The sequence below is a fragment of the Mesorhizobium sp. BAC0120 genome, from assembly GCF_033542235.1.
Taxonomy (GTDB): domain Bacteria; phylum Pseudomonadota; class Alphaproteobacteria; order Rhizobiales; family Rhizobiaceae; genus JAWRCU01.
Map to the genome: position 1 here is coordinate 176,782 of NZ_JAWRCU010000005.1, position 13,799 is coordinate 190,580.

The window sequence follows — 13,799 nt, forward strand, 5'->3', positions numbered from 1 at the left end:
CCCGATTTCGGGCAAGTCGCGAGCATGTATGCTCCTCCCGCTCGTCCGATCGATCATGCAGTGCTGCCGGTCCTCGATTTGGCGACAGCCGGCAACCGAGTGACGAAGCTCGGCTTCACCGTGGCGCCGGAAGGCTATCATCCCATCGGCATTGCAACTGCCAATGCGCCGGGCGCAGAAGATATCCTTCGGGCCATGCAGGTTGCTTTCGAGAGGCGCAACAATCGTGTCATCGTCCAACCCGCGCCTGGTCAGGGTGCGCTATTCGCATTCGGGGAAGAGCAATGAGCAAGCCAAACGGCGTTGTGAATGTCGGAAGTGTGGCATTCGCCAATACTGCGCCGCTGGCCCTGATTGCCGGCCCTTGCCAGCTCGAATCGCGCCAGCACGCATTCGACATGGCCGGCGCGCTCAAGGAAATCGCCGAGCGGCTCGGCATCGGTCTGGTCTACAAGACCAGCTTCGACAAGGCGAATAGAACCTCGCTGAAGGCCACGCGCGGCGCCGGTCTGGACGCGGCGCTGCCGGTCTTTGACGACCTGCGCAATGAATTCGGCCTACCCGTGCTAACTGACATCCATAACGAGGAACAATGCGCGATCGTGGCGCCGCATGTCGATGTCTTGCAGATCCCGGCTTTCCTCAGCCGCCAAACTGATCTGCTTGTCGCCGCCGCCAAGACGGGCAAGGTGGTCAACGTGAAGAAGGGCCAGTTCCTCGCGCCCTGGGATATGAAGAACGTGGTGGCCAAGCTGACCGACAGCGGCAACCCGAACGTGCTGGTGACCGAGCGTGGCGCTTCCTTCGGATATAACACGCTGGTGTCCGACATGCGCGCACTGCCGATCATGGCTGAGACCGGCGCGCCGGTGATCTTCGACGCCACGCATTCCGTGCAGCAGCCTGGAGGTCAGGGCGGCTCGTCGGGTGGCGAGCGCCGTTTCGTGCAGACACTGGCGCGCGCGGCGGTGGCCGTCGGCGTGGCGGGCGTCTTCATCGAGACGCATCAGGATCCCGACAACTCGACCTCTTCGGATGGCCCGAACATGGTGCCGCTGAAAGACATGCCGGCCCTGCTTGAACGGCTGATCGCCTTGGATCGCGTTGCGAAATCATAGGCCGGGATTGAGGGGAACACCCGCCGGTATATCTTTGCTTCGAGTCAGTCTGAGGATCACATTCGTCGTAGCGGACTGAGCGCAGCCCGCCTGGTCCACGGCGCTGTCCGGAACTTCGGACGAAGCTTCCCGTTGGTTTGTGATCCATTCACTCAACGAGGAGAACAAGACAATGCCGACCCTTAGCGGACATACAGACGCTATTCGCGCTTCGCGCGTGATCGGAACATCAGTCTACAATACTGCCGGCGACCACATAGGCACAATCGAGGACGTGATGCTGGAAAAGGCTTCGAACGGCATCATGTTCGCGGTCATCGGCTTTGGCGGCTTTTTAGGAATTGGCGAAAAATATCACGCTATTCCATGGTCGGTACTCGACTATGAGCCCACCCGCGGCGGCTATGTCGTCCCTTTCACCAAGGAGCAGCTCCAGGCTGCGCCGAGCTACACGATTGACGAGCTGACCCAAGGCGACGGTCAGGTCGCGCGCAATGCCTCGTATGAGTACTGGCACGTTGATCCCTACTGGCACTGAGCACTGAGCGCGGCGGGCCGAAGCCAGGCACGGCGGGCCTCTTCGAATGCTCGCCGGCTCACCCCAGTGATGGCTTTCGGGGGAAAGCCGGATTTCCCAATTCTCGGCCGCTATGCAGCGGCGTGATTTTCCGACTAAGGTCGGCATGACGAATGGAAAGGTGGCGCGTCATGCCGACATCCGGTTTCCCGATCTTCGATCTTTCGCGCTTCGAGAAGGCCGGGATGGCCGAGCGCGCGGTCCTGGGCGCCGAGGTTGATGGAATTTGCCGCAGCACGGGCTTTCTGGCAGTCAGCGGACATGGGGTGCCGCAGCCCATTATCGAAGCCGCCTGGTCTGCAGCTCATGCCTTTTTTGACTTGCCGGCGGAGGCGAAGGAGAAGGTGCGGGCGCCTTATGCCGGCTACCCCTATGGATATCTCGGGCCAGGGGTCGAGGCGCTCGCCAAATCGAAAGGCGCCGATACACCGCCTGATTTGAAGGAAAGTTTCAACGGAGGCCCACCGTCCGTTCCGTCGGGTTTGAGCGATCCCGAAGCTCTTTCATTCTGCTATGCCGAGACGATCTGGCCCGCCGCGCCGGAGGGTTTCGTCGATGCGTGGAAGGCTTACTACAGAGCAATGGAGAATCTGGCGGCGCGGATAATGCGCGTCTTTGCGGTAGCGCTGAAGCTGCCGGAACATTTCTTCGAGGAGATGATCGATCGGCCCATCAGCGCAATGCGCGCTCTCAACTATCCGGAAGCCTCGGTTGCGCCCAAGCCAGGCCAGCTCAGGGCAGGCGCGCATACCGACTACGGCAGCCTGACGATCCTGTTGCCGCAGGCGGGCTCAGGCGGGCTGCAGATCTACACGCCAGAGGGCAAGTGGAGCGAGGTGCCGCCGGTGCCGGGCGCCTTCATCATCAATATCGGCGACCTGATGGCGCTGTGGACCAACGACCGCTGGGTCTCGACGTTGCACCGTGTCGTCAACTCGGACGGCAATGCGGCGCGAAGGCAGTCGTTTGCCTTTTTTCACCAGCCCAACTGGGATGCCGAGATAAGCTGTATCGAATCCTGCCTGGCGCCAGGAGAAAGGCCGCGCTATGCGCCCGTCCTTTCGGGGCCCTATCTGATGTCCAAGTTCAAGTCGACTGTTAAGCCGGCGGCTTGAGATCAGATGATGACGAGCAGCATAAGTTTTGCCCTGATCGTCAACATCCCGACTATTATCCTCGTCTTCCTGATGTTTATCGGCGGCGCACCAGGTGATTACGGCCGCCGCGCCTTGCTCGTCTATGCGGCCCTGCTGGTCGCCGTCTTCGGCGCGCTGTTCGGGTCAGCCCTCGCCAACCCGGTCGTCATTTATGTCGCGATTCTCGCCGGTTTCGCTGCGGCTGCTCTGCCCGGTTTCTGGGGGCTGCTCATAGCGGCGATTGCGCTCGGTGCGATCGCCATTGCCGGGTTGGTGATCCCGTTGCCGTTCTCGCTTCTGGGGCCGGTGATTGCCTGCGCAGGCACCGCCTCTGCCTTCGCCTTCGCTCACAATCGCGCTGCCGTCCGGCTCTGACCCGTGAGCCTGGCTTGCTCTGATCAAAAATAAACTCTCCCCGTGCATTGCCTTTCTCGCGGGGCTTTGGCTAAGACAACGCGGCTTTCAATCGACAGGAACAGAGGGGTTTGCGCATGACTGCCATCATCGACGTCGTGGGGCGCGAGATTCTGGACAGCCGCGGCAATCCGACCGTCGAAGTCGACGTGGTGCTGGAAGACGGGTCGATGGGGCGCGCCGCCGTACCCTCCGGCGCCTCGACCGGCGCGCATGAAGCCGTCGAATTGCGTGATGGCGGACAGCGCTTCCTTGGCAAGGGCGTCGAGCGCGCGGTGGAAGCTGTCAACGGCGAGATTTTCGAGGCGATCGGCGGGATGGAAGCCGAGAACCAGCTCCATATCGACCAGACGATGATCGAGCTTGACGGCACTCCGAACAAGAGCAGGCTTGGAGCAAATGCCATCCTCGGCGTATCGCTGGCTGTCGCCAAGGCTGCCGCCGAGGCCGCGGGGCTTCCGCTCTACCGCTACGTCGGCGGAGCGCATGCACACATACTGCCCGTCCCGATGATGAACATCGTCAATGGCGGCGTGCATGCCGACAATCCGATCGATTTCCAGGAATTCATGATCATGCCGATCGGCGCGCCGACCCTGCGCGACGCAGTGCGCTGGGGTTCGGAAATCTTCCACACGCTGAAGAAGGGCCTCAAGGAGGCCGGCCACAACACGAATGTCGGCGACGAGGGTGGCTTTGCACCAAATCTGAAGAGCGCGCAGGCCGCGCTAGACTTCGTCGTGGCTTCGATCGAGAAGGCCGGTTACAAGCCCGGCGAGGAAGTTGCGCTCGCGCTCGATTGCGCCTCGACCGAGTTCTTCAAGGACGGCAACTACGTCTATGAGGGCGAGCGCAAGGCGCGCGATCCGAAGGCGCAGGCCAAATATCTGGCCAAGCTCGTCGCCGATTATCCGATCATCTCGATCGAAGACGGCATGGCCGAGGACGATTGGGAAGGCTGGAAGACACTGACCGACCTCGTGGGCGGCAAGGTGCAGCTCGTCGGCGACGACCTTTTCGTTACGAATGCTGCTCGCCTCCGGGATGGCATTCGCATGGGAGTCGCCAATTCGATCCTGGTCAAAGTGAACCAGATCGGCTCGCTGTCTGAGACGCTCGATGCGGTCGCGACCGCCCACAAGGCAGCCTACACCGCGGTCATGTCCCACCGCTCCGGCGAGACGGAAGATTCCACTATTGCCGATCTCGCCGTTGCGACCAATTGCGGGCAGATCAAGACCGGCTCGCTCGCCCGCTCCGACCGCACCGCCAAGTACAACCAGCTCATCCGCATCGAGGAAGAGCTCGGCAAGCAGGCGAGCTATGCGGGCAAGAGCGTGGTGAAGGCACAAGGCTGATCTTCAGCTTTCGTTGGTAACTCTCTATTAAGCAAGATCAGGCGACATGGTGCGCAAGGAGCGCGCCATGTGGACCCGCCAGCACAAGAATCGAAATACCGGCCGTTTGATCGTGCCTGCGATCTCGGCCCTGTTTCTCGCCTATTTCGGCTTTCACGCCTATCACGGCGAGTTCGGCATCAATTCGAAATACCAGCTCGAGGCACAGGCCCTGGAGCTCAACGAAGAACTTGCCGCTATCAAAGCGCAGAGGCTCGAGCTCGAGCGCCGTGTGCAGCTGATGCATGACGGCACGCTCGAGAAGGATATGCTGGACGAGCAGGCGCGCCGCTCGCTGAACGTGTCGCATTCGGATGAGATCACCATCATGCTCGATCCTGCGGCGGCGAATTAACAGAATTCAAGTTAATCGATAATTTATCGAGCGAATAGAATAGGTTAGCCGCGGGCTGGCCGTGCGTTTTGCATGCCTGCCATGCGTTTTTCCGCATGGCCGAACCCAACTCTCCATGCTAGCGTTTACGGAACGAGATGGGTCGCGTGGGGTGCGACGGCCCCAATGTCCATCAAGAGACATATTAGGGAGCGACTGATGGCGACCGCCGCCAAGAAAACATCAGCCAAATCACGCACTGAAATCAAGCAAAGCCTCACTACGCCGCAGCCTGCAGACTTCAGTAAGGAGCAGGAACTGGCGGTTTTTCGCGATATGCTCCTGATCCGGCGATTCGAGGAGAAAGCCGGCCAGCTCTACGGCATGGGCTTCATCGGTGGCTTCTGTCATCTCTATATCGGTCAGGAAGCGGTCGTTACCGGCCTCAAGATGACAATGCGGGAAGGCGATCAGATGATCACTGCCTACCGCGACCATGGTCATATGCTTGCGATGGAGATGTCACCGCGCGGGGTGATGGCTGAATTGACCGGGCGCCGCGGTGGTTACTCCAAGGGCAAGGGCGGCTCCATGCACATGTTCTCCAAGGAGAAGAACTTCTATGGGGGGCACGGCATCGTCGGCGCGCAGGTCCCCCTCGGCACCGGGCTCGCTTTTGCCAACCGCTATAGGCAGAACAATTCGGTCGCGTTGACTTTCTTTGGCGACGGCGCGGCCAACCAGGGTCAGGTCTACGAGAGCTTCAACATGGCCTCGCTGTGGAAGCTGCCGATCGTCTACATCATCGAGAATAACCGCTATGCGATGGGCACGTCCGTCGCACGCTCCTCGGCCGAGACCGTGTTCTCGCATCGTGGCCTATCGTTCAAGATTCCCGGCCTTCAGGTCGATGGCATGGATGTGCGGGCCGTGAAATCGGCGGGCGATCTTGCGCTCGAGTGGTGCCGCTCCGGCGAGGGGCCCATCATCCTCGAAATGCTGACTTACCGCTATCGCGGCCACTCCATGTCCGACCCAGCCAAGTATCGGACCAAGGAGGAAGTGCAGAAGATGCGCTCCGAGCACGACCCGATCGAGCAGGTCAGGGCACGCCTGATCGCGAAGAAATGGGCGAGCGAGGAGGAGCTCAAAGGCATCGACAAGGAGGTGCGTGACATCGTGGCGGACGCCGCAGAATTTGCCCAGACCGATCCCGAGCCGGACGTGTCCGAGCTTTGGACCGACGTCGTGCTTTAAGGGGGGCGAAAGATGCCGATCGATATTTTGATGCCAGCGCTCTCGCCGACGATGGAAGAGGGCAATCTCGCCAAATGGCTGAAGAATGAGGGCGACAAGGTCGCCTCAGGGGACGTGATCGCTGAAATCGAAACAGACAAGGCCACCATGGAGGTGGAGGCTGTCGACGAGGGCACGCTCGGAAAGATCTTGATCCCGGCCGGCACCGAAGGCGTCAAGGTCAATACGCCGATCGCGGTACTGCTGCAGGAAGGCGAAAGCGCCGCAAATGTTCGCAAGGGCGATGGCTCCCCGGCCGTCGCAGAGGCGCCTGCCGAGGCAAAACGCGATGATGCGGGCGGCAAAGCGCGCGAGCCGCAGGAAGAGCCTAGCGCCAAGAAGGATACCGCTGTCCCGGCAGCGCCGAAGGTTCAGGTGGCTGCTGATCCGGATATTCCAGCCGGCACCGAGATGGTCCAGATGACCGTCCGCGAAGCACTGCGCGATGCCATGGCTGAGGAGATGCGCCGCGATCCGGACGTCTTCGTCATGGGCGAGGAGGTCGCCGAATATCAGGGTGCCTATAAGATCACCCAAGGTTTGCTGCAGGAGTTCGGGGCGCGGCGCGTCGTAGACACGCCTATCACGGAGCACGGCTTCGCCGGGGTGGGTGTTGGCGCAGCTTTTGCGGGCCTTAAGCCCATCGTGGAGTTCATGACCTTCAACTTCGCCATGCAGGCGATCGACCAGATCGTCAATTCGGCGGCGAAGACGCTCTATATGTCCGGCGGCCAGATGGGCGCGCCGATCGTCTTCCGCGGGCCGAACGGCGCGGCCGCCCGCGTCGCCGCCCAGCACAGCCAGGACTACGCGGCCTGGTACAGCCACATCCCTGGCCTGAAGGTCATCCAACCCTATACGGCCGCTGACGCCAAGGGCCTGCTCAAGGCCGCGATCCGCGATCCGAACCCGGTGATCTTCCTCGAGAACGAGATTCTCTACGGCCATTCCTTCGAGGTGCCGAAGCTCGACGATTTCGTGCTGCCGATCGGCAAGGCGCGCATCCATAAGACGGGCAAGGACGTCACCATCGTCTCCTTCGGCATCGGCATGACCTATGTCGTGAAGGCCGAGGCCGAGCTTGCCGGCATAGGCATCGACGCTGAGATCATCGACCTGCGTACGATCCGGCCGATGGACCTCGATACCGTGATCGCTTCGGTGAAGAAGACAAATCGCCTGGTCGTTGTGGAGGAAGGCTTCCCGCAATCATCGGTCGGCGACTTCATCGCCAACCAGGTGTCGCGCCGCGCCTTCGACTGGTTGGATGCACCGGTGACCACGATCGCCGGCAAGGATGTGCCGATGCCTTATGCCGCCAATCTGGAAAAGCTGGCGTTGCCGAGCGTCGCGGAGGTTGTCGAGGCGGTTAAGGCAGTGACTTATCGAGGATAGACGCCGGTCGTTTGGGGGGCTGCGATTTGTTGTTATCTATCCGACTCCGTCCTGGCAGCGGTCGATGACTATGGTTGAGCCTAAGAAAACACCCGCAACCTATGCCGACCTGGAGGCGGTGCCGCCGCATTTGGTGGCGGAAATCATCGACGGCGAGCTGGTGACCCATCCGCGGCCGTCGCCCAGGCATGGCGCGGCAGCTTCGGCCCTTGGCGGAAAGATTGGTGATCCATACCAGTTTGGTGGCGGGGGAGGTCCTGGCGGCTGGATCTTTATCGTCGAACCAGAACTCCATCTGGGTTCGCACGTGATTGTTCCTGATCTGGCTGGCTGGCGGCGTGAGCGACTGAGGGACTACCACGATGCGGCATTTATCGAGATTCCCCCAGATTGGATTTGCGAGGTTCTGTCTGCCTCAACCGAACAGCGCGACCGAACGACAAAGCGACGTATCTATGCCGAAGCAGCAGTAACTTATCTTTGGCTGCTGGACCCACGTCAGCAGCTCCTGGAAGTGTTCGTGCTGGCGACCGACGGCAATTGGAAGCTCAATGGAGCTTGGCGGTCTGACGATATGGTCAGTGCGGTACCCTTCGACGCGATATCCTTTTCGCTCGCCGACTTATGGCCTTTGGACAGGCCACTCGGCTTGAATGAAGACCCTCAGCATCTCTATGCCGGAGACCGATAGATGCCCATCAACATCACCATGCCGGCCCTTTCGCCCACGATGGAAGAGGGCAATCTCGCCAAGTGGCTGGTCAAGGAGGGCGACAAGGTTTCGCCCGGCGACGTGATCGCAGAAATCGAAACCGACAAGGCCACCATGGAGGTCGAGGCCGTCGATGAGGGCACGGTTGCCAAGATCGTGGTGCCGGCCGGTACGGAAGGCGTCAAGGTAAACGCGCTGATCGCGGTTCTCGCCGGTGAAGGCGAGGATGCGAGCGCTGCGGCGAAGGCCGCGCCGGCCAAGGTCGAGGCTCCCAAGGCGGAAACAGCGAAAACAGAGGCATCAAAGACCGAAGCTCCGCAGCCGACCAAGTCTGAAACGAAGGCGGAGCCAGCGCAGCAGCAGCCTGCAGCTCCCAAGCCTGCGCCTGCGCAAGGCAACGGGGCCGCAACGGGTGATCGCATCTTCGCCTCACCGCTGGCGCGCCGCATCGCGAAAGATGCCGGCATCGACATCAAGGCTGTTGGTGGCTCAGGTCCACATGGCCGTGTTGTCAAGGCTGATATCGAAGCTGCGATTCAAGGCGGCGTCGGCGCTCCGGCTGCCAAGGCGCCGGCTGCCCAGACGGGGACGGCGCCTGTCGCAAAGCCGATGTCGGACGAAGCGGTGTTGAAGCTGTTCGAGCCCGGCTCCTACGAGCTCGTGCCGCACGACAATATGAGGAAGACGATCGCCCGCCGCCTGGTTGAGGCGAAATCGACCATCCCGCATTTCTACCTGACGCTCGATTGCGAGATCGACGCGCTGCTGAAGTTGCGCGCCGAGCTCAATGCTGCCGCTCCAACAAAGAAGACCGACAACGGCGAGGTTCCAGCCTACAAGCTCTCTGTCAACGACATGATCATCAAGGCGATGGCGCTTGCGTTGATGGCGGTTCCCGATGCCAACGCATCCTGGACCGAGGGCGGCATGCTCAAGCACAAGCATGCCGATGTGGGCGTGGCGGTATCCATTCCTGGCGGGCTGATCACGCCGGTCGTGCGGCGCGCCGATGAGAAGACGCTCTCAGTCATTTCCAACGAGATGAAGGATCTTGCGGCGCGTGCGCGGAACCGCAAGCTGAAACCGGAAGAGTATCAGGGCGGCACGACTGCCGTCTCCAATCTCGGCATGTTCGGCATCAAGGATTTTGCTGCCGTGATCAATCCGCCGCATGCGACGATCCTGGCTGTCGGCGCAGGCGAGGAGCGGGCGGTCGTGAAGAAAGGCTCGATCGTGGTGGCCAACGTGATGTCGGTGACGCTTTCCACCGATCACCGCGCTGTTGACGGCGCGCTCGGCGCCGAGCTGCTCAGCGCCTTCAAGCGCATCGTCGAGAACCCGATGTCGATGCTGGTTTGACCTGCAGATGACGTTGCGCCGCCCTCGCGCCTATCTGGCCGGGCCCGAAGTCTTCCTTCCCAACAAGGCGGAGGTCTTTGCGGCAAAGGCGGCGCTCTGCCATCGCTATGACATCGAGCCCACGCCACCTATCGATGCTGCTGCCCTCACGCCCAGCGACCGCCTGTCCCGTCAGATTTACCTGCGCAATGTGAAGCTGATGGACGCGGCAGATCTGATCATCGCGAACCTGTCGCCGTTCCGCGGCCCAAGCGCCGACGTCGGCACAGTGTTCGAGCTCGGTTACGGCTTCGCCAAGGGCCTGCCTGTTTTCGGCTACTCGAACCATCCCAGGAATTATCTGGACAGGGCCGAGGCCTTCTTCGGTCCTTCGACACCGGGCAGGGACGGTCAGAAATACGACCGGGTCGGCCATGCCATCGAGGATTTCGATCTCGCCGACAATCTCATGATCGACGAGACGCTGGAGGGCTTTGGCGGCGTCTTTCGACCGACGGGCGGTGAGCCCGGTGATCTTTCGGAACTCAGCCAATTCGAACGCTGCCTCGCCTATGCAGCGGAGCATCTGGAACGCCTGAGAGAGAATGGCAGCGCGGAGTAGGGAGGAGGACAGATGAAGACGATACTTTGCTACGGCGACTCGCTCACCTGGGGCTACGATGCCCAGCGGCTCGGCCGGCATGCTTATGAGGACCGGTGGCCGAGCATTCTGCAGTCCGAGCTTGGCACTGCCGCTCGTGTGATTCCGGAAGGGCTCAATGGCCGCACGACCGCATATGACGATCATCTGGCGGACGCCGACCGCAACGGCGTGCGCACCTTGCCGACACTGCTCGCCACGCACGAGCCGCTCGATCTCGTCATAATCTTGCTTGGCACCAACGACCTGAAGCCGTTCATCTGTGGCGACGCTATAGGCATCAGGTATGGAATGGAGCGGCTGGTTCAGCTCACCCGCAACCATGTCTATTCCTTTGACGCACCGCCTCCTGCGGTGTTGGTCGTTTCGCCGCCGCTGATTCGCGAGACCGAGAATGCCGATTTCGCCGCAATGTTCGATGGCGGCATCAGCGAATCGAAAAAGCTCGCCGGGCTCTACAGTCAGATTGCCGAGCAATACCAATGCGGCTTCTTCGATGCAGGCACTGTGGCGAAGACCACGCCGCTCGACGGCATTCATCTCGACGCCGAGAACACCAGGGCCATCGGCAAAGCGCTGGCGCCGATCGTACGCAATATTTTGAACGTTTGATTTAAAGGAGCTTTCGCTGTGGCCGAATCTTACGACGTCATCATCATCGGTTCCGGCCCGGGCGGCTATGTGGCGGCCGTCCGTTCGGCACAGCTCGGCTTCAAGACTGCGATCGTCGAGCGAGAGCACCTGGGTGGCATCTGCCTCAACTGGGGCTGCATCCCGACCAAGGCGCTGCTCCGCTCGGCCGAGATCATGCATTATGCGCAACACCCGTCGGCCTACGGCTTGAAGATCGACGGCACGGTTTCGGCCGATACGGCTGGGGTGGTCGATCGCTCGCGCAAGGTCTCGCTACGCCTCAATAACGGCGTCGGCTTCCTGATGAAGAAGAACAAGGTGGATGTGATCTGGGGCGAAGCCAGGTTGACGAAGCCCGGCGAGATCGTCGTCGGCAAATCGGCCAAGAAGCCGATGGAGCCTCAGCCACCCTTGCCGAAAGGCACAAAGGGTGAGGGCACGTACAGCGCCAAGCACATCATTATTGCGACCGGTGCGCGCCCGCGCGTGCTGCCCGGCATCGAGCCGGATGGCAGGCTGATCTGGACCTATTTCGAGGCAATGGTGCCGAAGGAAATGCCGAAGTCGCTGCTGGTCATGGGCTCCGGCGCCATCGGCATCGAATTCGCCTACTTCTACCGAGCCATGGGCGCCGAAGTGACTGTCGTCGAGGTCTTGCCGCAGGTAATGCCCGTCGAAGATGCCGAAGTATCGAAATTCGCTCAGCGGCAATTCGAGAAGCAAGGCATGAAGATCCTGCTCGAAGCCAAAGTTACGAAAGTCGAAAAGGAAGCGAACTCGATCACCGCTCATGTGGAGAAGAAGGACGGCACGGTAGAGAAGATCACCGCCGACCGCCTGATCTCGGCCGTCGGTGTGCAGGGCAATATCGAGAATCTCGGTCTTGAGCAGCTCGGGGTGAAAACCGACCGCGGCACGATCGCGGTCGATGGCTACGGCCGCACCAACGTGCAGGGCGTCTATGCGATTGGCGACGTGGCAGGGCCGCCGATGCTTGCCCACAAGGCCGAACACGAAGGCGTGATCTGCGTGGAGAAGATAGCCAACTTCCCTGGCGTGCACGCACTCGACAAGTCGAAAATACCGGGCTGCACCTACTGCAGTCCGCAAGTAGCCTCGGTCGGCTTGACCGAACAGAAGGCGAAAGCCGAGGGCCGCGACATTCGCGTCGGCGGTTTCCAGTTCGGCGCGAACGGGAAGGCGATTGCGCTCGGAGAGGACCAGGGCTTCGTCAAGACGATCTTCGACAAGAAGACTGGCGAGCTGCTCGGCGCTCATATGATCGGCGCCGAAGTGACGGAGTTGATCCAGGGCTTTGTGGTTGCCATGAACCTCGAGACGACCGAAGAAGAGCTGATGCATACGGTGTTCCCGCATCCGACGCTCTCGGAGATGATGAAGGAAAGCGTGCTCGACGCATATGGCCGTGCGCTCAACGCATGATGGGCATTCCAGGGATGGTCTGTTTGCACAGGCCGTTATGAACTATATCGGTTGGTGAGGAGGATCGACCGATGGATCAGCCAGTTGGAATCCTGAGCATGCCCGGCACCGGGTTCTTCGGAATGCTGGTGATCGGTTTTCTGGCCGGGTGGATCGCCGAGCGCACGATGAACCGTCAGCACAGTTTTCTGACGAATATCCTGGTTGGCATTGCCGGCTCGTTTGTCGGCGGAACACTAGCCGGCTTGCTTAACGTCCACGTGTACGGTTTCCTCGGCAATCTGATCGTCGCCATTTGCGGCGCGATCCTCATCCTATGGCTGTTTGGGCGCTCGCAGCCGCGTGTTCCTCCGCAGGCCCCGCAGAGATAATATGGTCACTGTCCTCGATACTCTTGCAAAATCTCGGCCGCGCCATCCGGAAAAGGCCCATCGGCCGGACCAGGAGGTGCTGCGCAAGCCCGAATGGATACGTGTGAAGGCACCGGTCTCGCGCGGCTATCAGGAAACGCGCGACATTGTGCGATCGCACAACCTAGTCACCGTCTGCGAAGAGGCCGGCTGCCCCAACATCGGCGAGTGCTGGGACAAGAAGCACGCCACCTTCATGATCATGGGCGAGATCTGCACGCGCGCGTGCGCGTTTTGCAACGTCGCCACGGGCTTGCCGGGACCGCTCGATAAGACCGAACCCGGCAACGTTGCCCAGGCTGTCGCAAAGATGGGCCTCAGCCATGTTGTCGTCACCTCGGTTGATCGTGATGACCTCGATGACGGCGGTGCTCGCCATTTTGCAGAGGTCATCCACGCCATCCGCAGCACTTCGCCGGAAACGACCATCGAGGTGCTTACACCCGACTTCCTGCGCAAGGACGGCGCGCTCGAGATTGTCGTCGAAGCCAAACCCGACGTTTTCAATCACAATCTGGAGACGGTGCCCTCGAACTACCTGACCGTCAGGCCGGGTGCCCGCTATTTCCATTCGATACGGCTTCTGCAGCGGGTAAAGGAACTCGACACTTCGATGTTCACCAAGTCTGGCATCATGGTCGGGCTCGGCGAGGAGCGGAACGAGGTGGTCCAGCTGATGGACGATCTTCGCAGTGCCGACGTCGACTTCATCACCATCGGGCAGTATCTGCAGCCGTCCAGGAAGCATCATCCGGTGAAGAAGTTCGTCACGCCGGAGGAATTCAAGTCCTACGAGACGATCGCCTACACCAAGGGCTTCCTGCTGGTCTCGTCGAGTCCGCTGACGCGCTCGTCGCATCACGCCGGCGACGATTTCGCACGGCTGCGCGCCGCACGCGAAGCGCAGCTCAAGAAGCGCGATTAGCTAGCGATTT

General features: G+C 61.0%; 16 protein-coding genes. All 16 read left to right on the plus strand.

Annotated features, from left to right (window positions below):
• The first annotated feature begins 24 nt into the window (after nt 1-24).
• The 16 genes from SAZ10_RS13850 to lipA all read left to right on the plus strand — a co-directional run bounded on the left by SAZ10_RS13850 (nt 25) and on the right by lipA (nt 13,789).
• The gene (locus SAZ10_RS13850; protein WP_318609826.1) at nt 25-288 is read left to right on the plus strand and encodes a VOC family protein; all 264 of its coding nucleotides are present in this window, start codon (nt 25-27) and stop codon (nt 286-288) included.
• Nucleotides 285-1,118, plus strand: a complete 834-nt coding sequence (gene kdsA / locus SAZ10_RS13855) for a 3-deoxy-8-phosphooctulonate synthase (RefSeq protein ID WP_318609827.1) — start codon at nt 285-287, stop codon at nt 1,116-1,118. Before SAZ10_RS13850 ends, kdsA begins: the two co-directional genes overlap by 4 nt.
• Before the next feature lie 172 nt (nt 1,119-1,290).
• Entirely contained in the window at nt 1,291-1,656 is a 366-nt protein-coding gene (locus SAZ10_RS13860) for a PRC-barrel domain-containing protein (protein ID WP_318609828.1), read from the plus strand.
• 170 nt (nt 1,657-1,826) lie between these two features.
• Complete coding sequence (locus SAZ10_RS13865) at nt 1,827-2,810, plus strand: isopenicillin N synthase family dioxygenase (RefSeq protein WP_318609829.1); 984 nt, start codon at nt 1,827-1,829, stop codon at nt 2,808-2,810.
• 6 nt (nt 2,811-2,816) lie between these two features.
• Nucleotides 2,817-3,206 carry a hypothetical protein gene (locus tag SAZ10_RS13870; protein WP_318609830.1) on the plus strand — a complete coding sequence of 130 codons (390 nt, stop codon included), beginning with the start codon at nt 2,817-2,819 and terminating at the stop codon, nt 3,204-3,206.
• Nucleotides 3,207-3,322: 116 nt separating this feature from the next.
• Nucleotides 3,323-4,603 carry a phosphopyruvate hydratase gene (gene eno, locus SAZ10_RS13875; protein ID WP_318609831.1) on the plus strand — a complete coding sequence of 427 codons (1,281 nt, stop codon included), beginning with the start codon at nt 3,323-3,325 and terminating at the stop codon, nt 4,601-4,603.
• 67 nt (nt 4,604-4,670) lie between these two features.
• Nucleotides 4,671-4,997, plus strand: coding sequence for a septum formation initiator family protein (locus SAZ10_RS13880; protein ID WP_318609832.1), 327 nt, complete (start codon nt 4,671-4,673; stop codon nt 4,995-4,997).
• Nucleotides 4,998-5,195: 198 nt separating this feature from the next.
• A complete protein-coding gene (gene pdhA / locus SAZ10_RS13885) occupies nt 5,196-6,233 on the plus strand; it encodes a pyruvate dehydrogenase (acetyl-transferring) E1 component subunit alpha (RefSeq protein WP_318609833.1) in 1,038 nt (345 codons plus the stop codon).
• Between the two features lie 12 nt (nt 6,234-6,245).
• The gene (locus tag SAZ10_RS13890) at nt 6,246-7,667 is read left to right on the plus strand and encodes a pyruvate dehydrogenase complex E1 component subunit beta (protein WP_318609834.1); all 1,422 of its coding nucleotides are present in this window, start codon (nt 6,246-6,248) and stop codon (nt 7,665-7,667) included.
• A 64-nt stretch (nt 7,668-7,731) separates the two neighbouring features.
• Complete coding sequence (locus SAZ10_RS13895) at nt 7,732-8,358, plus strand: Uma2 family endonuclease (protein ID WP_318609835.1); 627 nt, start codon at nt 7,732-7,734, stop codon at nt 8,356-8,358.
• The gene (locus tag SAZ10_RS13900) at nt 8,359-9,738 is read left to right on the plus strand and encodes a pyruvate dehydrogenase complex dihydrolipoamide acetyltransferase (RefSeq protein WP_318609836.1); all 1,380 of its coding nucleotides are present in this window, start codon (nt 8,359-8,361) and stop codon (nt 9,736-9,738) included.
• A gap of 7 nt (nt 9,739-9,745) precedes the next feature.
• Complete coding sequence (locus SAZ10_RS13905) at nt 9,746-10,339, plus strand: nucleoside 2-deoxyribosyltransferase (RefSeq protein ID WP_318609837.1); 594 nt, start codon at nt 9,746-9,748, stop codon at nt 10,337-10,339.
• A 12-nt stretch (nt 10,340-10,351) separates the two neighbouring features.
• A complete protein-coding gene (locus SAZ10_RS13910) occupies nt 10,352-10,990 on the plus strand; it encodes an SGNH/GDSL hydrolase family protein (protein ID WP_318609838.1) in 639 nt (212 codons plus the stop codon).
• Between the two features lie 18 nt (nt 10,991-11,008).
• Nucleotides 11,009-12,454, plus strand: a complete 1,446-nt coding sequence (gene lpdA, locus SAZ10_RS13915) for a dihydrolipoyl dehydrogenase (protein ID WP_318609839.1) — start codon at nt 11,009-11,011, stop codon at nt 12,452-12,454.
• 71 nt (nt 12,455-12,525) lie between these two features.
• Nucleotides 12,526-12,825 (plus strand): GlsB/YeaQ/YmgE family stress response membrane protein, encoded by a 300-nt coding sequence (locus tag SAZ10_RS13920; RefSeq protein ID WP_318609840.1) that lies wholly within the window; start codon nt 12,526-12,528, stop codon nt 12,823-12,825.
• 1 nt (nt 12,826) lies between these two features.
• Nucleotides 12,827-13,789 carry a lipoyl synthase gene (gene lipA / locus SAZ10_RS13925; RefSeq protein WP_318609841.1) on the plus strand — a complete coding sequence of 321 codons (963 nt, stop codon included), beginning with the start codon at nt 12,827-12,829 and terminating at the stop codon, nt 13,787-13,789.
• Nucleotides 13,790-13,799: the final 10 nt, after the last annotated feature.